Origin of the sequence: Halobacillus sp. Marseille-P3879, from assembly GCF_900240285.1 — a bacterium.
GTDB lineage: Bacteria > Bacillota > Bacilli > Bacillales > Halobacillaceae > Halobacillus_A.
This window is the reverse complement of sequence record NZ_OESS01000003.1, coordinates 312744-334650: the sequence shown is the minus strand read 5'-3', so window position 1 is coordinate 334650 and position 21907 is coordinate 312744. Positions and strand designations below refer to the sequence as shown.

Here is a 21907-nt window from a genome sequence, read left to right as displayed (position 1 = left end):
GTTTTCACCCTCTCCTAAAGCAGCATTTGATAAGGATGCTCCAAGTAATGAATAATTTCGTTTAAAAAGGAGCTGGCCGGGTCTCCATCAAGAACGCGGTGATCAAAGGTTAAGCTAAGCGGCAGTTCGATTCTTTCTCTTACTTCCCCATCGCGCAGTACAAGATTTTTCTGATAAGCCCCTGTACCTAAGATCCCTGTTTCAGGAGGATTTAATATCGGGGTGAAATACTCAATTCCGGAAGCACCCAGGTTGGTAATCGTGAACGTGGAGCCGCTCAAATGATCACTGGAAAGCTGATTATCCCTGGCCTTCTGACTAAGCTCATAAATCCTTTCCGCAAGCGATAATACAGAGAGAGCGTCTGCATTAAATAAGACAGGAACGACAAGCCCTTCATCCAAAGATGTGGCCAGCCCGAGATGAACCTGCTCAAAGGTATGGATTTCCTCATTAATATAAGCACTATTCACAGCTTTGTGCTTTTGAAGCGCAAGGACGGTCGCTCTTACTATAAAAGCCGTCAATGTCAAAGAAAAGTCGGATTCGGATGTCTGCAGTTCTGTTTTTGCCTGCTTTTGAATCGAGAGGAGTTCTGTAATATCCGCTTTTCTCATTAACGTGAGCTGGGCACTTTCCTGCAGGCTTTGATGCATTCGCTCTGCTATGACCTTCCTCATTCCTTTAGCAGGTACAGCATTCGATGTTTTTTCAGAAACAACAGGCTCCTCGTTTTGAGTTTCCTCTTCAACACCAGGCGCACGGTCGATATAGTCCTGAACATCCTGCTTCGTAATTCGTCCTTGTGGTCCGGTAGCCTGCAGTTCCTGAATCGGCACATCATTGGATTTAGCAAGTTTTTTTGCTGCTGGAGAGATCTTAATTCTTCTTGTATCCACATCGGCCACAGGCTCCGTTTTCGTCATAACCGTTGCTGCCCCCTCGCTCTTTGCAGAAGGTTCATCATTTTCATGAGATGGCTGCTGGGAATCTTCGTTCACGTCTTCCCCTTCTTCTCCGATATAAGCTAATGTCGTTCCTACATTAATCGTTTCATCCACGTCGGCCGTAATTTTTAAAACGATGCCTGAGGCCGGAGCTTCTAATTCATTCGTTAACTTCTCCGAGCTGATCGTCGCAATCGGTTCCCCTTTTTTCACAGGTTCATTTTCCCGTTTCAACCACTCAGCAACAGTGCCTTCCTTCATGCTCATTCCAAATTTAGGCATCACCACTTTCTCTGCCATGGCTTTCACACTCCTTTATGGGTTGGGTTATTTAAATGGCTACAATGGAATCATCATCAATAAGCTCTGCCACTACAGCTAAAATCTTCTCTGGTGATGGAAGATACAAATCTTCTAACGCTGGTGAGAACGGTACGGGACTGTGAGGAGCCGTAACCATTTTAATAGGAGCATCCAGAAAGTCGAAACCTTTATCCGCGACTAATGCAGAGATGTCTGTGGCTGCGTTACAGCGTGGATTCGCTTCGTCGACGATGATCAGCCTGCTTGTTTTCTGTACAGACTTTAAGATCGTATTTTCATCTAATGGTGAAAGGCTTCGAGGATCGACGACTTCTGTTTCAATTCCTTTATCCGCCAGCTTATCTGCCGCATCAAGTGCTGTCTGCACCTGCTTCCCAATTGCGACGATCGTCAAGTCATCTCCCTGACGCTTAATGTCGGCTTTGCCAATCGGGATTGTATAATGCCCCTCCGGCACTTCTCCTTTGACGTTATAGAGCGTTTTATCTTCAAAAAACACCACCATATCATCATCTTCAATTGCTGAGATCAACAGCCCTTTCGCGTCAGCAGGTGATGAAGGCACTACTACTTTTACACCTGGTATAGCTGTAAATAAACCATAGAGGCTTTGCGAATGCTGGGCAGCTGCTCGAAAACCCGCTCCGTGCATCGTACGGATGACCAGTGGAATTTTTGCATGACCGCCGAACATATACCTTAACTTCGCCCCCTGGTTCATTACTTCATCCAGGCAGCTGCCAATGAAATCATTGAACATCAATTCGGCAACCGGGCGCATGCCAGTAGCTGCAGCACTGACGGCAGCACCGACATATCCGGCTTCTGCGATTGGAGTATCGAGGATACGCTCTCTCCCAAACTCCTGAACTAGTCCTTTCGTTACCCCCATGACGCCGCCCCAGGCTTCTTCATCCTGCAGGTGATCCACCTCTGCTCCGCCGGCTACATCTTCTCCAAGCAAGATGACATTATCATCATTTTTCATCGTTTCCCGGAGCGCTTCATTAACAGCATCTGCAAACGTAATTTGTCTACCCATTTGTTATTCCTCCCCGCCTGGAATGTAGTTCACATAAACGTCAGTGGTCAGCTGGTCCGCCTCAGGCATTGGACTTTTCTCCGCAAAATTGACGGCATCATCAATCGCCTGAAGAACTTGGTCATCAATCGCATGTAAGTCCTCTTCAGAAGCTAAGTTACCGGAAATGAGATTCTCACGGAAACGGATAATGGCATCAAGCGCTTCAAGGTGTTCTTCTCGCTCCTCCGCCTGCTTATAGGTTTGTGCATCCCCTTCAAAATGGCCATAGTTACGATAAGTCTTACACTCTATTAAACTTGGTCCTCCCCCCTTGCGCGCACGCTCTACAGCTCGCTGTGCTGCTTCATATACAGCCAGGGTGTCTTTGCCGTCAACCGTTTCTCCCGGGATATTATAAGCACTCGCCCGATCGGCAATCGATGTACAGCTCGATGCGTACTCAAATGGTGTGGCTTCTGCATAGCCATTGTTCTCTGCTACAAATATGACAGGAAGGTTCCAGATCGCCGCCTGGTTGATTCCTTCATGAAACGTTCCATGATTGTTCGCGCCGTCACCAAAGAAGCAGACGGATACCCCTCCCGTTTTTCTTAATTTAGCTGTTAAGCCAGCACCTGTGGCAAGAGGAAAGCCGCCCCCAACGATTCCGTTAGCTCCTAACATTCCTTTACTGACATCCGCAATGTGCATAGATCCGCCTTTTCCTTTACAAAGGCCCGTAGATTTCCCATAGATTTCAGCCATCATTCCTTTTAAATCACAGCCCTTGGCAATACAATGTCCGTGTCCCCGGTGTGTACTCGTAATGTAGTCTTGATCATCCAGGTGAGCACACACCCCTACAGCTACTGCCTCTTCCCCTGCATATAAATGTACAAAGCCTGGGATTGTTCCTGTACTAAACGTTTCATGGACCCGATCCTCAAAACGACGAATTTCCACCATCTTCTGATACATCCACTTTGCTTTTTCTGAGGTTAAAGAACTCTGCTGGATTTCCGACACTTTCATACATGCCGCCTCCTTTTTATTGGTAACGCCTTCCGCAGTAAGACGCTCTTACTTATGTAGATGCAAGATTCATGCCAATAAAGAAAACGCTTACATAAAGCGGATAAATTTTTACTTTGAAGAAAAAAATGAGACAAAATGAGAAATTGTCCCATTTTGTCTCATTCCATCTCACCTGTCTATCTCATACTTTTTCAACTTTCGATAAAATGTGCTCCTGGCAATATTCAGCTGCTGAGCAGCCGCTGCCGCATGTCCTCCATGCTGCTTCAAGGCTTTCACTATATAATCCTTCTCCATTTGTTCACGATAGGATAAAGCTTTAGATTCAGCAGATGGTCTCTCCTTAGCGTCATAAGGCGAAATTTTCCGGATATAGGATTCTATTTGAAAGCTATCCGGGCTGAGGGGCCCGTTTTCCGTATAGATCCCCTCTAAAACATTAAAAAGCTCACGGATATTACCCGGCCAGTGATAACTTTGCAGAGCTTGTATTGCTTTATCCGTCCATTGAAAGGGCCAATTTCGTTTTCGAAAATAAAAGCGGATGACATCTGAGAGATCATCTGCACGCTCTCTTAGTGGCGGCATATGGAGCGGGTACACATAAATGCGGTAATATAAATCTTCCCGAAAGGTACCGTTTTTCACAAGTTCTCCAAGGTTCTTGTTGGTAGCTGTGATCAATCGGAAGGAAACAGAGATCGGTTTGTGTCCGCCGATGGGAACGACCTGTTTTTCCTGCAGCGTGCGAAGCAGTGCGACCTGCGTTTTTAGCGAAATGTCCCCAATTTCATCGAGAAATAACGTTCCTCCATCGGCCTGTACGATCTTTCCATTGTATCCCCCTTTTTGTGCGTCCGTAAAAGCTCCTGCTACATATCCAAACAATTCGCTTTCAAGTAAATCTTCCGGTAACGCTCCACAGTTAACAGCAATAAAAGGAGACTTCGAGTTCCCACTATTATGGATAGACCGGGCCATCACTTCTTTTCCTGTCCCTGTTTCTCCAGAAATATGGATTGTTACATTTGAATGAGCCGCTTTCTCTGCGCGTTTTAACACAGATTGAAAAGCAGGACTTCTTCCAGCAACGCCCTGAAACTTAAATGTGGAACCCATTCCACGTATTGAAGTTTCTTCTGACTGCTTCGCCGTCCAGGAAACCCGGTGGCCGATAATCTCATTCTCCTCCCCGGCAAACACTGGAAACTTATTCATCTCTGATGGAAAATCAAGTCCCAGCCCTTGCAGCTTATCTGGAACAGCGGGGGACTTATAAACGATACGATTGCTTCGATTATAAAGAATAAAAGAGGAATCTGAGCCTTCTCTTTCTTCTTGAATTCCGTAATTTATCAGAGCCAGCTCTTCTTCTTTCACCATGTTCTTCCAATCCGTTTCAATGGCGTACGCAGCCGAGACTACAGCAGCCAGCAAATGGTTATGGTAATCAGGAATGGTAGGACTTGAGATGTCGAGCACCCCGATCACTTCACCATTCTCATCTTTAATGGGACAAGCAGAACAGCTCCAATTCTGTGAAGCTACCGAAAAGTGCTCCATCCCTTTAATACAGATCGACTCCCCAATCGTCAGGGCTGTCCCAATTGCATTTGTACCCACTTGTTCTTCCGTCCATCGAACTCCTTCTCTGAAATTAATATCTTCCGCATAAGCTTTGACCCTTTTTTCTCCTGCCATATGCAGTACATAACCCTCTCGGTCAATTAGAAGTAAAACCACATTCGATTCCTGGTACATGGCTGCAAGCTTTTTGATGAAGGGTTCTGCTAATCTCATTAAACGACTGTTCTCTTTACGCCTCTTTTTTAACTCATCCAGCGACAACAACTGATTTCCTTTACCATTGTAAGGATCTACACCAATTTGTTTACAATGGTTCCAGGACGCTGCGATACGTTCGTTTATCCGTGATTCATCCAACACACCTTCCTGTACAAAGCGCTTCCAGTCTCCTTTTGTAATTTGATCCAGCACTCAGGCTTCACCTCTTCCATAGAATTCAGGCCTATTCTGCTCATGCTGCTCAAGAAACTCTACAAGATAACGAATTTTCTGATAACTATTTTAACATATTATGCCCCTTGTGACGCTCACTCAATGTAAGCGCTGACATTTTTTTAATGAAACTACTATACCTTTTGAATCTATAGTGTTATAATCAAATTGTAGACAGAAAAAACATAATAGTTAAACAACTTAGGTGGCTCAACCATCGTGAATTCGTTTCTAAAACGAATAAAGGAGATGGTCATCAAAGGGAACACAACCTGTGTAAGGATTGAGACAAGCCCTGTATTCAGGCCGTCCTGATTGCTCTGATGCTTAGATGCATCACAGAGAAAATGAGTTCACCTTATCACTTGTAAGACGATGACCTTAACAGGGGTGACGCAACCCTAAAGAGGTAGTCTAACATTACAAGCCAGTTTTTTATTATCGTTTGATGAAACAAATGATTATAAAGAAAAAAATTCGGACTTAACCAAAGGAAGAAGGAAACGAATTCTTTAAGAATTATCCTTCTAAAGGTAAAGTTTAGGAATATGTAAGATCAAGGATGATTCTTACATGGTTGGGTCACCTAAGTTGTTTAGAATCACTAACACTTTTGATTGAGTGTTAGTTTTTTTGTTTCCCAGTTTATTAACAAAGATTGAGCCTGAATCATCTTCGGGCTCAATCTTTTTTTATTTATTATAAATTTCTTGTAAACAAATTCAGGAAATTAAGACTACTTCTCACTCATCCCTTCCTCCTGTTTAAAATCCATCTCTACATCATTCACCAAACTTCCAACTATTCTCCTACGATCCACGGTTCATTTTCCAAATTATACATTTACAACAATTAATATCCTGTTAAAAGTCGCCCTCTATAATAGCAATTGTTCAATTTTAGAAATTGAGAAAGGGGTATATGTATGGCTAAAGAACGTTCGATCAATGATCTCATTCATCGTTTTAATGAGGAGACATTGCATAAGGATCTCGATCGGCGTGATTTTCTTCAGGGGGCCGGCAAGGTAGCCGGTGTTTCGCTGGGAATGGTGATTGCTCAGTCCATGGGAGGCGTTCAAGTCAAAGCGGAGGATGAGGAGAGCTTTAATGAATACCCGTTTACGCTTGGTGTGGCTTCTGGTGATCCGCTTCCTGACAGTGTGATTCTGTGGACGAGGTTAGCGATCGATCCTCTCAACGGCGGGGGGATGCCGGATCGGAAAATTCCTGTACAGTGGGAGATTGCACGGGACGAGAACTTCCGTCAGGTGACACAGCGCGGAACGGAGATCGCATCTCCGAATTTGGCTCATTCCGTTCACGTGGATGTGAAAGATTTGGAACCCGAAACTGTTTATTTCTACCGATTTAAAGTAGGGCAGGATTTCTCTCCAGTTGGAAAAACCAAAACACTTCCGGCTTCTGGAGCTGCGGTGAGCAGTCTGTCGTTTGCCTTTGCGTCGTGTCAGCAATATGAACATGGCTACTATATAGCTTACAAACATATGGCGAAAGAGGATCTCGATCTTGTCTTCCATCTTGGTGACTATATTTATGAGTATGGACCAGACGAATACGTATCGCCTACAGGAAATGTCCGTACTCATAAAGGGCCGGAAATCCGCTCCCTGGAGGATTATCGCAACCGTCATGCGCAGTATCGTTCGGATAAGGACCTTCAATCTGCCCATGCAGCTTTCCCATGGGTGGTGACGTGGGATGATCATGAAGTGGAGAACAACTACGCCAATGATATTCCGGAAAAAGATCAGTCGGTTGAAGAGTTTGTGAAACGCCGGATTGCGGCTTACCAGGCATACTACGAGCATATGCCGCTTCGTCAATCCTCTATGCCGAATGGTGCTGATATGCAGTTGTATCGTGATTTTTCCTATGGAAATCTGGCCAATTTTTTTGTGCTTGATACACGCCAGTACCGCTCTGATCAAGCGAACGGCGATCAAAGCTCTCCGCAGACTGACGAATCACTCGACCCTTCTCGCACGCTGCTCGGAGATGAGCAGGAACGGTGGCTGCTTGATCACCTGGATCAGTCCGGGGCGCATTGGAATGTGCTGGCTCAGCAAATCTTTTTTGCCAAAAGAAACTACGGTCCAAGTCCCGAAGAACCGCTCTACAGCATGGATGGCTGGGATGGCTACATACCTGCCCGTCAGCGCATTATCGATTTTGCTCACAAGAAAACCATGGATAATTTGATCGTGTTAACGGGAGACGTTCACGCTAATTGGGGATCAAATCTGCTGGCTGACTTTGACGATTTAACGTCCCGTATTCTCGGAGCAGAGTTCGTCGGTACTTCGATTTCTTCCGGAGGCAACGGTGCTGATAAACGGGCAGATACCGACAGGATTTTAGCACAGAACGAACATATCCAATTTTTTAATGATTACCGGGGCTACGTCCGCTGTGAAGTAACGCCGACGAGCTGGAAAACGGATTATCGCGTCCTTCCGTTCGTAACGAAGCAGGGTGCCGACATTTCAACGCGGGCCTCCTTTGTCTATGAAAAAGATCAACATGGACTTAAGGAAGTTTCAGCAACCGTTGTGCCGCAAGGGGAAGCTTCCTCCAGTGAAGTCGAGGAGGACCGTCACAAGGCACATGACCGCGCGCACAATAAGCAAAAGAAGAAACAAAAACAAACGAACTAAAGGAGTAATCCATGGAAGACAAAAATCTCCAGCTCGTTGGTCATTTAGAGGAACTAAGGAAGCGGATCATCATCACCTTGCTGTCCTTCCTCGTCTTTCTAATTGGAGGGTTTGTATTTGTACAGCCGATCTATAGCTGGCTGATTAAGGACCTTGATTCAAACCTGGCTGTTCTCGGTCCTGGTGATATCCTATGGGTCTACCTTACCATTGCAGCGGTAGTTGCAGTTGCCGCCACGATACCAGTCGCAGCGTTTCAAGTCTGGCTGTTTGTCTCACCTGCATTGAATAAGGAGGAACGTAAAGTAACTCTGCAATTCATTCCGGCTTTGTTCTTTCTCTTTCTTTTCGGCATTGCTTTTGGGTACTTTCTGTTGTTCCCGCTCGTCTTAGGATTCCTGACGTCCCTATCAGCCGGGCAGTTTGAGATGATGTTTACCGCTGAAAAGTATTTTCGCTTTCTATTGAATCTAACCGTACCGTTTGGACTGTTGTTTGAAATGCCGCTCGCTATCATGTTTCTCACAAGGCTTGGGCTCTTAAATCCTATGCGCCTTAAGAAAGCAAGAAAAATCGCTTATTTTGTACTGGTGATAATTTCGGTATTAATCACACCTCCCGATTTCTTGTCTGATGTTCTCGTGATCGTTCCGCTTTTTATTTTATACGAGATCAGCATCAGTTTATCCACGATTGTCTATAAGAAGAAAACAGCCGCCCAACACGGTGCCGAGCAGACGGTGGCTTAACCTTTGACCAAGGAGGAGTTTATTATGAGAAAAAACAATATGAACAGACGGGATTTTCTGAAGGCTGGCGGGGTAAGTACGGCAGCTCTAGCTCTAAGTACAACCGGCCTTTTTTCCTTCTCTGAAAGTAAAGCTCTTGCCTCTCCGAGTAAATCTAAGGGAATTGTGGGAGGCTATGGACCGTTAGTGAAGGACCCCGGGGGAATTCTTGATCTTCCGCGTGGATTCCAATACCGAATCATTTCTGAAGAAGGAGGCAAGCTGTCTGACGGACGGCCAATCCCTGAGAAATTTGATGGTATGGCTGCTTTTTCCGGCGTTGATAACTCTACAGTTCTTGTCCGTAATCATGAGTTGACTGGTAACACGAAGTATCCCGTCATCGGTAAAAACCCCTACCGAAAAGAACACACGGGCGGGACTACCACCCTAGTCGTGGGAGCAGATCGGAAAATTAAGAAGGAGTACGTGTCCTCCTCTGGTACAATCCGTAATTGTGCTGGAGGGGCCACGCCCTGGGGGACGTGGTTAACGTGTGAGGAGACGTTGGAAGAAGGCCACGGCTATGTATTTGAAGTCGACCCTAACGATCCTGAAAACAAGCTCTCGAAAACCCCAATTCGTGAGATGGGAGCTTTTTCACACGAAGCGACAGCGATTGACCCTGCGACAGGTATCGTTTACTTAACCGAGGATGCAGGACCAAGCTATCTCTATCGATTTATTCCCAATGACCGCAGTCAGAAGATCGGTTCTCTGCAAAAAGGGGGCAAACTTCAAGCAGCCGCTATTGAAGAGATGAGCTCAGATGAATCGAGTAAATTTTACAGCGGGCAGCGATTTGGAGTCGTTTGGAAGGATGTTGACCCCGACAAACCAACTGCAGAAGCTGGAGACAAAGGATGCATAGCTTTCAGCCGTTTGGAAGGAGCTTTCTTTGAAGGCGGCGTCTTTTGGTTCGATGACACCTCGGCTGGTGATAAAGATTTAGGTCGCGTCTATAGATATATCCCAGCGACAAATACGTTAGAGCTTTTCTATGAATCCAGTTCAGCGAACGACCTGGAAATGCCCGATAACATTTGTATTACGCCGTGGGGCGACCTCTGGATTGCCGAAGACGGCGACGGTGTCGATCGGATAATCGGCATGACCCCCGAAGGTGAGACGTACGTGTTTGCCGAAAATAAAATCAATGATTCCGAACTGGCAGGGCCTGCCTTTTCTACCCGGGGGGATACCTTTTTCGTCAATATCCAGACGCCCGGAATCACCTTTGCCATCTGGGGGCCATTCGCCAGGAAGAATGCCGGCCGCAGAAGACAAATGGGCCACGCCGCCCCTCCAAAACCATACGCACCACAAGTATCAGACAAGCTTTCAGCCTTTGCAGAAGTTGAGGGGATGTCTGACCTGGAAGCCGCCGCCTTTCAACGTCACGGCATGCCAATTGTATAAAAATTATTCGGAGGTGACTCTATGCTTACCAATATCGGAATTCCAGGATTAATTCTCGTGCTCGTCATCGCTTTAATCATATTTGGTCCGTCCAAACTCCCTGAAATCGGCCAGGCGTTTGGCAGTACACTAAAGGAATTTAAAAACGCTGCGAGCGACCTCGTAAGCGGTGAAGAGAAATCAGAAGATAAGAAAGCCATCGAAGAAAACAAGCAGAAAACAGACAGTTGACCGTATTTACTGTTTATATAGGAAGTTTTTAAATCAATTTAAAAAGGATCCGCACAGATCAGCTGGTTTGTGCGGGTCACTTTTGCTCCACTGCTAATTGCTTTTTCAAGTTCACCCTTCTTCTTCCTGCTTCTCTTCCCCAACAACTATCTTCCTCTTAAGTATTTTCCCCGAAACAATTAAAAAGTATCATGACTGACCTATTCTTTTCACTCATTTCTGCATCCTCTTTTTGGAAAACATAATTGTAAACGAAACAGGAAAAAGTATGTTTGTTGCTTATTTCTTTCCCGCATATCAATTAGGGAAGCCTATAGATTATATGGGCCAAAGAAATGAAAAACCACAACCCTACAGGAGGAATTATCATGACTCACCAAAACAATCAGAACCAACAACAGCAAAATATTAAGCAAAAGAGTCAACAACTCGCTCAGCAGGAACAGCAGAACGCTCAACAGCTTCGTCAGCAGAACAGTGCTAAAGCTCAAAGTATGGCTCAGCGTGAAGAACAAGCAGCCCAGGAATTACAAAACCTGGCCCAAAATGCTCAACAGCAAGGTGGCCAAAACATGAGCCAGCAGGCTTTTGGAACAGAATTTGGTACGGAAACAGATGTTCAACAAGTGAAACGTCAAAACCAACAATCTCAAAGAAATAAAAAATAACCCTTAAAATACACCAGGCTGTCGAGAAATCCGACAGTCTGGTGTTCTCTAAATTAACTATTTTTTCTTTATTTCAACACCTGCCCTATGCATGTTTAGATTCCTGATAAAACAAGCCATCTTTTAGTAGCATTGGAGTGAATGGAGCTTATGACCGTCGAAATGATTATGTATGCTGCTTTAATACTGCCCTGGTTTACTTTGCTTTTGGCCAGTTCAGAAATTCGAAGAAAGTATATGCCCGTAACTATTTTCACCGCATTATTGATGACCATTATTTTTCAAGTTGCGTATACGTATAAATGGTGGGTTATTTACAAACAAATTGTGCCGTGGGGCTATATGATTGACGTCAGTTTTGCTTATGGTGTTTTCTTGATAGGGACTTTTTGGATATTCAGATTTACCTCACACAAGTTTCTGCTGTATACGTTTATAAATTTGGCTTTAGATGCAATTATGGCTTTTATTACACTTCCTTTATTAGGTGTGTTAGGAATTGCTGTATATAAAAACATTTCCGCCTGGCAATATTTTTTAGTGATGTATGGTCTGTCCTTTATCATTTATGGTTACCACAGATGGCAGCAGAAAATATATAAACCAGTATAACTGGTCGCTTAACAGCGGCTTAGGTTTCCCTTTTGTTGTTCTCTCCATATACAGGAACTTCCAATGCATTTTCTTCCATGACGTAAGCTTCTAAATTACAGCTTCCTACAGACTAACTGTTATTATAAATAAACTTTAACTTTGATTCCCAATTTCCTTCCTGATACTATAATTGTGGGTCATTACTTCTTCTTTCCCTTTCGTAAAGCACCTTCTTTAGAATAACCTCATCAACTAACCATTTTATCAGGACAACTTTTAAAAAGTAGATAGGTAAAGAGTAAATGTGACGCCAGTTCTCTAACTGGTAAATTCCTAACCAAACCGATAGGGGTTCAAAAATAAATGTAAAAATCACGGCCATCACTGCATTAGCGATAATAAACTTTTTCCATCGAGGGAAATACTGGTACACCAGCATATGAGCAACAATCATGATCCCTTGGTCTACGGGGAGCAACCGGGTTGGAACACTAGTCAAAAGATACGGATACGACCAAAGGTGTTGTTCCAATCCAAAGTCATCCAACATGATAATAAATATCATCAATATAGTTCCAAATAACAGAATGTGATTTAACCTTCTCTTGTCAACTAATTTCCACCAGACAATCCACGGAATAATAAGCACTATCAAGAGGAGCCACCATTGAAAAGTAAATACGTTATATGAAATCCAATAATCATATCTCATTTCCGTCAGTTGTTCGTGCATGTTACGAATTTTCTCATATGTTTCTGTCATGCTGTCCCTCCTTTTCATATGCCTTTCGAAATCCTACTTCATTTCACTAATTCTGACATCAAAAATCATCAGCAAAGATACTATCACTACTACGGAAATCAACCAGGCGAATAAAGGCTTCTTATAATGGATTGGTAAAATAATAAAAATTAGACCAGTAAATAGAATGGACCAACCCATATTCCACCCGTTGTGGTATGTAATAAACCCTAATTTATTGTTGATATATTCCGATGTAACATAGATCCCTACCCATAACAAATACCATAAAGCTCGTTTCCCCCATCCATTAGGTAAATTCCCTAAGTAAAGGAATACAGTAATAGAATAAGTCACAGTCATAGCTAAAATAGTTACCGTGGTATGATTAGGTAAAATCAAATCATGAAATAACCACATCGGTTTCTTATAAAGTAGAAAGTTATAGAGAAGATCACCAATGATAAAAAAAAGGATGGTGGGATAGTATTGCTTCCAATTCTTCCAATCTCCCCAAAGACAGCCCGCTATCAGGTAAATAATATTTATTAAAATATACATAAACCCATTCCTTTTAAAGTAATATTCTTATATTATCCAGAAACAGGAATTTTACGTATAATTGAACGTCCTTATTTAACTGCTGATTCGTTCTTTTACAAAAAAAATCCCGAAGTTCCTCAAGAATCCATTTCTTGAGGAACTTCGAGAATAACAGTAGTTCCCTTATCAGGTGTTGAAGTAACATCTAACTTACCTTGAACCGATTTGGCTCGTTCCTCCATACTGACCAATCCTACACCTCTTGAAGTCGTAGAACTGTCAAACCCTTTCCCTTTGTCATGAATCATTACCCGTATGCCATGGTCAAACTCCCGGATACTTACCGAGGCTTCGTTTACATTGGCATATTTCCGGATGTTTGTAAGAGCTTCCTGGATGATGCGATAAATAGCGATTTCAACATGGTGGTCTATTCGATGGTCAAGCATACATTCAAACATAACATCGATCTGATAGTGTTCTGAATAGCGGTTAACAAACGAGCGGATGGCTGGGATCAGCCCCAAATCATCTAACACAGAAGGGTGTAATTCCCAGGATATATTTCTTACTTCTTGGATTAAGTCTGTTGCCTCTTCTGTCATTTGGTCGAGCAGCGGATGGTCTGTTTCCGCACGCAGACGACTGATCGTAATCATATGGCTGTAGAGGTTCTGCCCGATTCCATCATGCAGCTCGCGGGACAGCCTTCTTTGTTCTTCTTCCTGCACATTCATAATCCGGTTAAGCGTGTGCTTTAATTCCTCTTCTACCCGCTTACGTTCTGTAATCTCAGAACGAATGGCTAGATATTGATAAGGTTTCCCGTCACTGTCAAGAAAAGGAACAATTGTCGTGTCGACCCAGTAGAGAGTGCCATCCTTTGCCCGGTTCCTGATTTCACCTTTCCATACACCGCCCTGCCCAATGGTTTTCCATAAATCTTTAAAAAACGAACGGGAATGATATCCAGAGTTTATTATGTTGTGGTCCTGACCAATCAGTTCTTCCCTTGAGTACTTGGAAACCTGGCAGAACTGCTCATTCACATACTTGATTTTTCCCTGCTTATCTGTAATCGCCACAATCGTCGATTCATCTAAAGCAAATTTCATATCGAGCAGCTCATTTAATACCTTTTGCGGCTCTTCTCCAATGAGTGCTGTTTCCTGATTTGAAAAAATGACAAGCAGATCGTAATTCCTGCCATGGAGAGGGAAGGTGTTCCTCCGTACAAACAACGGGGAAGGGCTTTTTCCGATATGATGGTGAATCGTTCCCTGCTCCATTCGTTTCACGTTCACTCCTGGCAGCAGTAGATTAATTTTTTCCCCTATGTAAGACTCTTGTTCTTCAATTTGAAATAGATGGGCAGCTTGATCGTTCATAGATGCAATACGCTCGTCCGGGCCCACAACGATTGTCGCTTCTTCTTTCTGGCTGGTTAAATGAGCCATTGGTATCACTACCCCCTCTAGTTGATAAGTTACAAGCAAACGCCGTTCAGCAGCAGCTGGATGCTAGATTCCATATCCGAGCAGTCCCTTTTTCAGGGCATAAGAAACGAGTTCCGGGCGCGTTTTCATTTGGAGTTTTTCCATAAGGTTACTTTTGTGTGTTTCAACGGTTTTGACACTGATAATTAATTTCTCAGCGATCTCTTTATTTGCATACCCCCTGGCAATGAGGGTCAAGATCTCTTTTTCGCGCTCGGATAATAATTCAAACAAATCTGATCCGCTCTCTTTAATATTACCTAAATACTCTTCCATTAACTTCTTTGTTGCGGAAGGATGAAGATAAGCGTTACCAACGCTGACTGACTGAATGGCATTGATCAGTTCACTGTGGGGCGCGCTTTTTAATACGCACCCCGAAGCTCCTGTTTGGATCGCACGGAATAAATATTCCTCGTCATCATGCATGGTAAGAATGAGAATGGCTGTTTCGGGCAGAATTTTTTTCAATTCCGAAGTGGAGGACAGGCCGTCTTTTCCATGGGGCATGCTTAAATCCATTAATACCACGTCAGGCTTTGTCTCCTGGGCTTTTTTTATACCTTCTGCTCCTTCTGAGGCTTCCCCGACGACTTCCATGTTTTCTTGGGAGTTTAACAATAGATTTAATCCCGTTCTAACGACAGCATGATCATCTACTAAAAGAACTTTAATCAATGAAAACAGCTCCAATTCATTATTTTTACCGATGGTGCTTTCCCTGCACCTGGGACATTGTTATTTAATTTATTTCTTGCTGATATTCCTTTTGTTCAGAAGTGGTGATATCACTGAAGAATCCTGCATACTGAACGACCTCGCCTGCGTCATCTTTTATTGCGTTAATCGTAAGCCATTCTAAGTAAAAAGCTCCGTCCTTCCTTTTATTCCATATTTGTCCCTGCCAGAAACCTTTCTCCTTCAATGACGTCCACATCTGATCATAGAATTCCTGGGATTGTTTCCCCGATTTTAACATACTAGGTTTGTTCCCAATAGCTTCTTTCAAGGAAAATCCTGTTAACTTTGAGAAAGCCGGGTTGACGGTTATAATGTTTCCTTTGTTGTTCGTTACCATAATTCCCAAAGGAGTCGTTTGCATGAGTTCATTAGCTGAAAAGATTTTACTATTAAAGTACATCCATAAGACGATAATAAAGCTGGCAAGAGCTACTTGAGATAAGGCCATGAAACCAATGGCGTAATGTCCGTTGATTTGGTAAAGCAGAGTCAGGATAATGGGCGGGAAAAAACCTCCCAATCCGCCGACAGCCGCTACAATCCCATTGACAATGCCTGCTTGTTTCTGGAAATAAGTCGGCACCAGTTTAAAAATTACGCCATTGCCCGTGCCTCCACAAACGGCGATCACAAGGCACCCGGCCCCATATAAATGAATCGATGGAGCAAATGACAATAGCAGCGCAGCGAAAGTGAATCCTCCAAACACATACAGTAATAGGACCAGCGGGTTAAAGGTATCGGCCAGCCAGCCGCCAACTGGCCGTGCGAAGGTCGCTAATGCAATAAAGCCCGCTGTTCTTAAGCCTGCATCCACCTTATCCAGTTCAAAATTATTCACTAAGAAGTTAGGAAGATAAACAGTAAAAGCAACAAATGAACCGAACGTTATAAAGTAGAATAAACAAAGAATCCACAATTTTTTATTGCGATAGACGCTTTTCCACTGTTGGACGATTGGTGTTTTAACCTTTTCTTCTTGATGGTCCCCTAAGAAGAAGTTAGCAATAATAAAAACAGCTAAGATTCCGAGGTACAGCTGCACGGTAAACGTCCATCCCCAATTTGCAGCAATAACTGGTGCCGCAAAGGCTGTAACAGCGGTCCCGATATTACCTGCTCCGTAAATTCCATTAACAAATCCGTGCCGTTCTTTTGGGTAATATTTTGGTAATGAAGTGACCCCTACAGAGAACACAGCTCCGCCTAATCCAATAAAGAAACCGCCAATTAACAGGTCGGCAAATGAATCAGCGATGCTTATGAAATAAACCGGAAACAGCAATAGGATAAAACTGCCCATAAATAACATCCTAGAGCCAAATAAATTCGTGAAGTAGCCGAGAGGAATTCTTAAAAGTGAACCAAGGATAACAGGAATGGTTGTCAGCCAGGCGATTTGATCAGATGTTATGGCGATATCTTCTGTAATAAACGGCATAAGAGAAGATATCAATACCCAAATCATAAATCCAACGACGAGGTTTAAGGTCTGTAAGGGAAGCTGGACCTTCTTTATCTTATTCATTCTGTATTCCTCCTTTTTATGACATACCTTAATCCACTCTCCTGATCATAAGCACACCACTGATCAGCATCCCGTTCGACCTCACTCATTAAAGGAATCGCAACGAACGTTTGTAAATCAAAGTAAATGCGCAAATGGGTTTGATCCGGACAAAGGCTTGTTTTTACAAGTTTTTTGTCAAGCCAGGGCGGGTGGTCTTCATCGTCCCTCCCGAAAATGCCAACCTGGATAAAAGTAGATACAAAGGGTTCGAGGTCTTCTCTATGAACGGTTTCCACAGGTCGCACACCCTTTCTCAGCCGGGTAGATACGGAAGTGATATCCCTGTATTACCTTCCAGAATGATTCATCCGCTTGATATTCCAAATATTCTTCCACCTCTTTTTCTGAGGACCATTTGCTCATTCCTTTTACTTCAGCGATAATTATTTCTACCCCGTTATCGATTCTTTCATCTAAATACCAGTGAAGGCGTTGACCTTTAAACAAAGAGGTGAGCATGTGATGAATGTCTTCATAGAATCCACCTTCTTCTTCACGTATAAAACAAAAATCAAGAAACGTTTCGTTTTTCATCGGACTGGCTGCCTCCTTTGTTCTTCTCCCGCTTATAAATAATAACGGCCAGGGGGAAAAGCATGATGTTTAATACTGTGTAAATAAGCGTAGCAGCATAGTTTTCATAGAAATATTGATGTACAGCGAGCTGCATGAATACTATATTTAAAAGTAAAGTTGTACATAGGGCGATGACGCCTAAGTAACTACGTTTCATAACGTTTCACTCCAACTGCATAGACTGCTCCATCCTTGACCCTCACTTTAATTTCAGGAAGTGGACGCCTTGGAGGACCAGCTGTCGGTGCACCAGTAGCTGCGTCAAATTTCCCGTGGTGGCATGGACAGATCATCTCTTTTTCTTCTTTTTCCCAGAAGACGGGGCACTGCAAGTGTGTACAAGCATTTTGATAGGCTGCGTACTTTTCTTCACTAAGGCGGATAAGCAGGGCACTGTCATGGTCACCAGGATAGTCAAACTTAACTGACTCGCCAACAGGGATATCCTTTATGGCTGCGATTTTATGGTGAGGATATTCTTTCTCGCTCAGCCCCATCAATTCTTTAGCTGCTACTGCCCCCCAGGGAAGAGAGGCGACAGCGAACACACCTGCTGCTCCGGCCATCGTTTTCATAAAACCTCTGCGGTCAAGCATTCGTTCATCATTACGGTTAATGTTATGCGTATAATTATCTTCCTTAAATGGCCTCTGGTCGTTATGATTTGCCATCGTACGTCCTCCTTAAAACAATTTTTCCGTTCCTTGTAGAATTCCAGGCAGGTTGACTTTGACTTCAGTTCTTCCTTCTAACGGCATGCTCGCTACCCATTTATCGTTATCGAGTTTATGCTGTTGTTCTTTTTGCTCAATTTCTTCTTCCGTCAGCCACTGCAGTGTATTTGAAGGACACACACTTGCACACATTGGAGGAATGCCGTCTTTTGTGCGATCGATACAAAGATCGCATTTGTACATCAGGTTCTGCTCCGTATCGAATTTAGGAATTCCATATGGACAAGCAATCGTACAGTTCTGACAGCCAATACATTTCTCCACGAGAGCAGATAAAACGGCTCCCGTTTCGTGAATTTGAATCGCCTGCGCAGGACAGCTGCGGGCACAAGCCGGGTTTTCACAATGCAGGCACATTAAGGGCATAGTCTGCCGGTCAACGAGTGGATTGACATCATATACATAATTCCGATTTCGTTCCTCATGTCCGCCGCATTGAGTACATGCAGCCAGGCAGGAACGGCAGCCAATACAATTTTCAAGTTCTATATATAATCGTTTCTTCATTTAGCGTACCTTCTCCCTCTCTATTTTCTCTATTCGGGCGGCACATGCTTTGAACTCAGGCATTTTAGAAATCGGGTCGAGAGCTTGAATGGTTAACAGATTAATAGATTTCTCATGCCCAAAGTGGTAAGGGACAAACACGGTGTCTTCCCGTATCGCTTCTGTAATTTTTACTTTAAAGTCCGCCTTGCCGCGTCTTGTGAAGAGTTTAATGAGCTCTTCATGTTCGATCTGATACTTCTCCGCTGTTCGCGGATGAACCTCCACATAGGGATCGGGGCACATATCTCGCAGAAACTTAATTCTTCTCGTCTGGTTACCTGATAAGTAATGGTAAACAACCCGCCCTGTGGTAAGTCGTAATGGATAATCCTTACATGGCTCTTCTGCAGGAGGTCTATAAGGAAGTGCACAAATTTTTGCCTTTCCGTCTGGATGATAGAACTTCTTATCGAGGAACATATGGGGGGTCCCTTTGTCTGCTTCATCTTTACAAGGCCAGAACACTCCATCCTGTTTGTCGATTTTATCCCATGTAGCTCCATAATAATCGGCATACCCGCCTTTAGAAGCTAAGCGGAACTCTTCTGCTACATCCTTTGCCGTTTTTAAATGAGAGAAATACTTTCCTTTTCCGAGTTTTTCAGCAAGTTCCACTTGCATCTTCCAATCTGGTTTTGACTCCCCAATCGGCTCTTGGGCTTTATTAATTTTGATAATCCGTCCTTCAAGGTTCGTGACCGTTCCTTCATCCTCGGACCAGGTAACAGAAGGTAAGATGACGTCGGCATATTCTGCGGACTCGGATAAATAAAAGTCGGCACACACCATGAAATCAAGATTTTCCAACGCTTCTCTTACAAAGTTAAGATTCGGCGCAGAAACCGCAGGGTTAGAACAAAGCAGGTAGAGTCCGCGAATGGTTTTCTCCTTCATAAGCTCAAACATCTCATAAGCTGATACACCGGGGTTCGGCATTTCTTCTGGTGTAATCCCCCATACGTCACATACTTCTTGAACGTGTTCGGGATTAGTTATTTTTCGATATCCCGGGAGCAGGTCGGATTTTTGTCCATGTTCGCGGCCTCCCTGACCATTCCCCTGCCCCGTAAATGTGGCAACTCCCGATTTCGGACGGCCGATTTTTCCAGTGACTAAGGCCATATTCGTGTAGGCTGAGACATTATCAACGCCTTTATGCTGCTGTTCGATGCCGCGGGCAAACATTACGATGGCATTAGGTGCTTTTCCATAAATCTCAGCAGCCCGTTTGATTTTTTCTTGAGAGACGCCTGTTATTTCACTCGTATAGGCCAACGTGAACTGACTAACGAGAGCTTTTGTTTCTTCAAATCCATTGGTATGGCTGCTGATAAAGGATTCATCTGTGTATCCATTTTCAATTAATAAATTTAATATTCCGTTGGCTAAAGCAAGGTCGGTTCCCGGCTTCAAATCTAAGTGTAAGTCTGCTCGACGGGCAATAGGAGTTTCCCGCGGATCCACTACAATAATATAACCGCCTCTTTCCTGAACCGCCCACACCCTGAACATGGAAGTCGGATGGCATTCAGCCGTGTTGCTTCCGGCAATGAACAAGCAATCCGTTTCATGAACATCTGTCCAGGGCAAGGTAGAGCCGCGATCAACACCAAAGGTTCTTAAGAATCCACCGGCTGCACTCGACATGCAGAAGCGGCCGTTATAATCGATATACCTTGTACCCAGGGCCACCCGGGCAAATTTACCTGTTAAGTAACATTTCTCATTCGTCATGGAAACCCCGCTGAATACGGACAAAGAATCTTTTCCATAGTCTGTTTGAAGCTCTTTAAACCTGCGGGCGATTAAGTCATACGCTTCCTCCCAGCTCGCCTCACGAAATCCTTCTTTCGTTCCCTTTAAGGAAGCATCATCCCGTATAAGCGGACGTAAGATCCGGTCTTCATGGTTGGTCTGCTGATAAGCAGTCACGCCTTTAGGACACATTTTTCCAACAGTCACCGGCCAATCATACCTTGGCTCAACTCCGATAATCTTGTTCGTTGACGTGTTCACTCGCAAGTTCATTCCACATTGCATCCCACAGTAGCTGCAGTGGGTTTTCACCAGTTTTTCATTTGGATGGCGTACGTTCTCAATCTCACGGAAAAATTTATCCTTTTGCATCTTGATTAGCCTCCTTGTGGATTACTTTGTGTGTAGGTTTACCTGAAAAGCGTGACATTCGGTACTTACGGCGGCAGGGAAGACACAGTTCTGCTAAGTTGAATCCTTCCTCCATATCAAAATGAATCGCATTCTCATGCAGCACATCCCTGACATCCCGGGATTGTTCCGTTGATACAAACTCAGTGGAGCAGTTTTTACACTTCTTCATCGATTGCTCACTGTAATGTTCTCGGTAATTCCTGGCAAATACACTGAGTGGTCGAAATGGAATATGAGCGAGCTTGCCAAAGGGTAAATAAATTAATGTCACAATCACCGAATATTGATGAATGAGCGACATCACATAATGACCCTGTCCGTGAAGGAACACATTCATAAAGGTTAAGGCTAATCCTGTAATGCTGATAAACAATAGTAGATACAGCGGCATAAAATCATAGATGAATTTCTGCTCGGCTCTTGCCTGCATATGTTTCAGCCGGCGGTACAAAGCCATACAAACTCCAAGGATAACTGCAATGGCTGTAAAATTCAGGGCGTTGTAAAAGAAGAATGCAAGCCAGCCGTCTGCCTCCACACGCATAACATCCATCCCAAAAGCAACCACCGTATAATAACCATTTTCCTCCATCGTGAAATACATCCAACCGAAGACAAGAGGAAAAGTAACAAGACAGGAAAGGATGACGCCCCAGCCAATCAGCAGGTGCTGTGTCCATCGGTAAATTCCCCTATCCCAAATAAATTGATAGGTTCCCAGATGGTTTGCTGTAGTCTTTGGTGTAGATTTACGGAATAACAGCCTGATTCCTTTTTTCATAAAAATCTTTGTAGGAGGCCGCTCTCCCCATGCTATAAACCGATAGAAGAAACCACCGATAAAAACGAACGTTCCTACTACATAGCCGTATAAGTTTAGATCCACATGGGTGAACATCCGGGTCCCGATAAAACTTAAAATAACGAGTAAACTGACTGCGATAAACATAGACTTTGCGAACTTGGATGCAAATGCCCGATTAACGGAGCGCCGATTTTTAATAGATTCTTGAACGTATGAATGCGCCATAGATAACCTTCCTTACTTAACTTTTTTGTTT

At 43.8% G+C, this 21907-nt stretch carries 22 protein-coding genes; 6 read left to right on the top strand and 16 right to left on the bottom strand.

Annotated elements, in window-relative coordinates; genetic code table 11:
- Window positions 1-14: 14 nt before the first annotated feature.
- The 4 genes from C1A12_RS16150 to C1A12_RS16135 form a co-directional block, all read right to left on the bottom strand.
- The gene (locus C1A12_RS16150; protein WP_101845461.1) at window positions 15-1247 is read right to left on the bottom strand and encodes a dihydrolipoamide acetyltransferase family protein; all 1233 of its coding nucleotides are present in this window, start codon (window positions 1245-1247) and stop codon (window positions 15-17) included.
- 31 nt (window positions 1248-1278) lie between these two features.
- On the bottom strand, window positions 1279-2313 hold the full coding sequence (locus tag C1A12_RS16145) for an alpha-ketoacid dehydrogenase subunit beta (protein ID WP_101845460.1): 1035 nt from the start codon (window positions 2311-2313) through the stop codon (window positions 1279-1281).
- Window positions 2314-2316: 3 nt separating this feature from the next.
- Window positions 2317-3327 (bottom strand): thiamine pyrophosphate-dependent dehydrogenase E1 component subunit alpha, encoded by a 1011-nt coding sequence (locus C1A12_RS16140; RefSeq protein ID WP_101845458.1) that lies wholly within the window; start codon window positions 3325-3327, stop codon window positions 2317-2319.
- A 171-nt stretch (window positions 3328-3498) separates the two neighbouring features.
- Window positions 3499-5328, bottom strand: a complete 1830-nt coding sequence (locus tag C1A12_RS16135; protein ID WP_101845456.1) for a sigma-54-dependent Fis family transcriptional regulator — start codon at window positions 5326-5328, stop codon at window positions 3499-3501.
- 946 nt (window positions 5329-6274) lie between these two features.
- On the opposite strand from C1A12_RS16135, the gene C1A12_RS16130 reads away from it, so the two are divergent.
- From C1A12_RS16130 to C1A12_RS16105, 6 genes are all read left to right on the top strand, one after another.
- A complete protein-coding gene (locus C1A12_RS16130; protein ID WP_101845454.1) occupies window positions 6275-8026 on the top strand; it encodes an alkaline phosphatase in 1752 nt (583 codons plus the stop codon).
- Between the two features lie 11 nt (window positions 8027-8037).
- Entirely contained in the window at window positions 8038-8775 is a 738-nt protein-coding gene (gene tatC / locus C1A12_RS16125) for a twin-arginine translocase subunit TatC (protein WP_101845452.1), read from the top strand.
- A gap of 24 nt (window positions 8776-8799) precedes the next feature.
- Window positions 8800-10233: an alkaline phosphatase PhoX gene (locus C1A12_RS16120; protein WP_101845450.1), complete on the top strand. Its 1434-nt coding sequence runs from the start codon at window positions 8800-8802 to the stop codon at window positions 10231-10233.
- A gap of 21 nt (window positions 10234-10254) precedes the next feature.
- Window positions 10255-10464, top strand: a complete 210-nt coding sequence (locus C1A12_RS16115) for a twin-arginine translocase TatA/TatE family subunit (protein ID WP_101845448.1) — start codon at window positions 10255-10257, stop codon at window positions 10462-10464.
- Between the two features lie 368 nt (window positions 10465-10832).
- Entirely contained in the window at window positions 10833-11132 is a 300-nt protein-coding gene (locus C1A12_RS20950; RefSeq protein ID WP_145997059.1) for a gamma-type small acid-soluble spore protein, read from the top strand.
- Window positions 11133-11282: 150 nt separating this feature from the next.
- On the top strand, window positions 11283-11744 hold the full coding sequence (locus C1A12_RS16105; protein WP_101845446.1) for a hypothetical protein: 462 nt from the start codon (window positions 11283-11285) through the stop codon (window positions 11742-11744).
- 166 nt (window positions 11745-11910) lie between these two features.
- On the opposite strand, the gene C1A12_RS16100 is transcribed toward C1A12_RS16105, so the two are convergent.
- The 12 genes from C1A12_RS16100 to C1A12_RS16045 form a co-directional block, all read right to left on the bottom strand.
- Window positions 11911-12489, bottom strand: coding sequence for a CBO0543 family protein (locus C1A12_RS16100; protein WP_101845444.1), 579 nt, complete (start codon window positions 12487-12489; stop codon window positions 11911-11913).
- 33 nt (window positions 12490-12522) lie between these two features.
- Entirely contained in the window at window positions 12523-13029 is a 507-nt protein-coding gene (locus tag C1A12_RS16095; RefSeq protein ID WP_101845442.1) for a CBO0543 family protein, read from the bottom strand.
- A 119-nt stretch (window positions 13030-13148) separates the two neighbouring features.
- Entirely contained in the window at window positions 13149-14468 is a 1320-nt protein-coding gene (locus C1A12_RS16090) for a PAS domain S-box protein (protein WP_101845440.1), read from the bottom strand.
- Between the two features lie 63 nt (window positions 14469-14531).
- On the bottom strand, window positions 14532-15185 hold the full coding sequence (locus tag C1A12_RS16085) for a response regulator transcription factor (RefSeq protein WP_101845438.1): 654 nt from the start codon (window positions 15183-15185) through the stop codon (window positions 14532-14534).
- Window positions 15186-15249: 64 nt separating this feature from the next.
- Window positions 15250-16776: an MFS transporter gene (locus C1A12_RS16080; RefSeq protein ID WP_101845436.1), complete on the bottom strand. Its 1527-nt coding sequence runs from the start codon at window positions 16774-16776 to the stop codon at window positions 15250-15252.
- Window positions 16773-17054 carry a hypothetical protein gene (locus tag C1A12_RS16075; protein ID WP_101845434.1) on the bottom strand — a complete coding sequence of 94 codons (282 nt, stop codon included), beginning with the start codon at window positions 17052-17054 and terminating at the stop codon, window positions 16773-16775. Before C1A12_RS16075 ends, C1A12_RS16080 begins: the two co-directional genes overlap by 4 nt.
- A complete protein-coding gene (locus tag C1A12_RS16070; protein WP_101845432.1) occupies window positions 17038-17352 on the bottom strand; it encodes a hypothetical protein in 315 nt (104 codons plus the stop codon). The genes C1A12_RS16075 and C1A12_RS16070 overlap by 17 nt, the downstream gene beginning before the upstream one ends.
- On the bottom strand, window positions 17330-17551 hold the full coding sequence (locus C1A12_RS16065; RefSeq protein WP_101845431.1) for a hypothetical protein: 222 nt from the start codon (window positions 17549-17551) through the stop codon (window positions 17330-17332). The genes C1A12_RS16070 and C1A12_RS16065 overlap by 23 nt, the downstream gene beginning before the upstream one ends.
- Entirely contained in the window at window positions 17541-18065 is a 525-nt protein-coding gene (locus tag C1A12_RS16060) for a ubiquinol-cytochrome c reductase iron-sulfur subunit (RefSeq protein ID WP_101845429.1), read from the bottom strand. Before C1A12_RS16060 ends, C1A12_RS16065 begins: the two co-directional genes overlap by 11 nt.
- 12 nt (window positions 18066-18077) lie before the next feature.
- The gene (locus C1A12_RS16055) at window positions 18078-18635 is read right to left on the bottom strand and encodes a 4Fe-4S dicluster domain-containing protein (protein WP_101845427.1); all 558 of its coding nucleotides are present in this window, start codon (window positions 18633-18635) and stop codon (window positions 18078-18080) included.
- Entirely contained in the window at window positions 18636-20804 is a 2169-nt protein-coding gene (locus C1A12_RS16050; protein WP_101845425.1) for a molybdopterin oxidoreductase family protein, read from the bottom strand.
- Entirely contained in the window at window positions 20791-21876 is a 1086-nt protein-coding gene (locus C1A12_RS16045) for a hypothetical protein (protein ID WP_101845424.1), read from the bottom strand. Before C1A12_RS16045 ends, C1A12_RS16050 begins: the two co-directional genes overlap by 14 nt.
- Between the last annotated feature and the right edge of the window lie 31 nt (window positions 21877-21907).

Bases quoted from the DNA above. Each gene is read 5' to 3' on its own strand.
- C1A12_RS16060 (WP_101845429.1), bottom strand. From the start codon at position 18,065: ATGGCAAATCATAACGACCAGAGGCCATTTAAGGAAGATAATTATACG.
- C1A12_RS16120 (WP_101845450.1), top strand. From the start codon at position 8,800: ATGAGAAAAAACAATATGAACAGACGGGATTTTCTGAAGGCTGGCGGG.
- C1A12_RS16145 (WP_101845460.1), bottom strand. From the start codon at position 2,313: ATGGGTAGACAAATTACGTTTGCAGATGCTGTTAATGAAGCGCTCCGG.
- C1A12_RS16055 (WP_101845427.1), bottom strand. From the start codon at position 18,635: ATGAAGAAACGATTATATATAGAACTTGAAAATTGTATTGGCTGCCGT.
- C1A12_RS16065 (WP_101845431.1), bottom strand. From the start codon at position 17,551: ATGAAACGTAGTTACTTAGGCGTCATCGCCCTATGTACAACTTTACTT.
- C1A12_RS16140 (WP_101845458.1), bottom strand. From the start codon at position 3,327: ATGAAAGTGTCGGAAATCCAGCAGAGTTCTTTAACCTCAGAAAAAGCA.
- C1A12_RS16090 (WP_101845440.1), bottom strand. From the start codon at position 14,468: ATGGCTCATTTAACCAGCCAGAAAGAAGAAGCGACAATCGTTGTGGGC.
- tatC (WP_101845452.1), top strand. From the start codon at position 8,038: ATGGAAGACAAAAATCTCCAGCTCGTTGGTCATTTAGAGGAACTAAGG.
- C1A12_RS16115 (WP_101845448.1), top strand. From the start codon at position 10,255: ATGCTTACCAATATCGGAATTCCAGGATTAATTCTCGTGCTCGTCATC.
- C1A12_RS20950 (WP_145997059.1), top strand. From the start codon at position 10,833: ATGACTCACCAAAACAATCAGAACCAACAACAGCAAAATATTAAGCAA.
- C1A12_RS16105 (WP_101845446.1), top strand. From the start codon at position 11,283: ATGACCGTCGAAATGATTATGTATGCTGCTTTAATACTGCCCTGGTTT.
- C1A12_RS16095 (WP_101845442.1), bottom strand. From the start codon at position 13,029: ATGTATATTTTAATAAATATTATTTACCTGATAGCGGGCTGTCTTTGG.
- C1A12_RS16080 (WP_101845436.1), bottom strand. From the start codon at position 16,776: ATGAATAAGATAAAGAAGGTCCAGCTTCCCTTACAGACCTTAAACCTC.
- C1A12_RS16150 (WP_101845461.1), bottom strand. From the start codon at position 1,247: ATGGCAGAGAAAGTGGTGATGCCTAAATTTGGAATGAGCATGAAGGAA.
- C1A12_RS16100 (WP_101845444.1), bottom strand. From the start codon at position 12,489: ATGACAGAAACATATGAGAAAATTCGTAACATGCACGAACAACTGACG.
- C1A12_RS16070 (WP_101845432.1), bottom strand. From the start codon at position 17,352: ATGAAAAACGAAACGTTTCTTGATTTTTGTTTTATACGTGAAGAAGAA.
- C1A12_RS16050 (WP_101845425.1), bottom strand. From the start codon at position 20,804: ATGCAAAAGGATAAATTTTTCCGTGAGATTGAGAACGTACGCCATCCA.
- C1A12_RS16045 (WP_101845424.1), bottom strand. From the start codon at position 21,876: ATGGCGCATTCATACGTTCAAGAATCTATTAAAAATCGGCGCTCCGTT.
- C1A12_RS16130 (WP_101845454.1), top strand. From the start codon at position 6,275: ATGGCTAAAGAACGTTCGATCAATGATCTCATTCATCGTTTTAATGAG.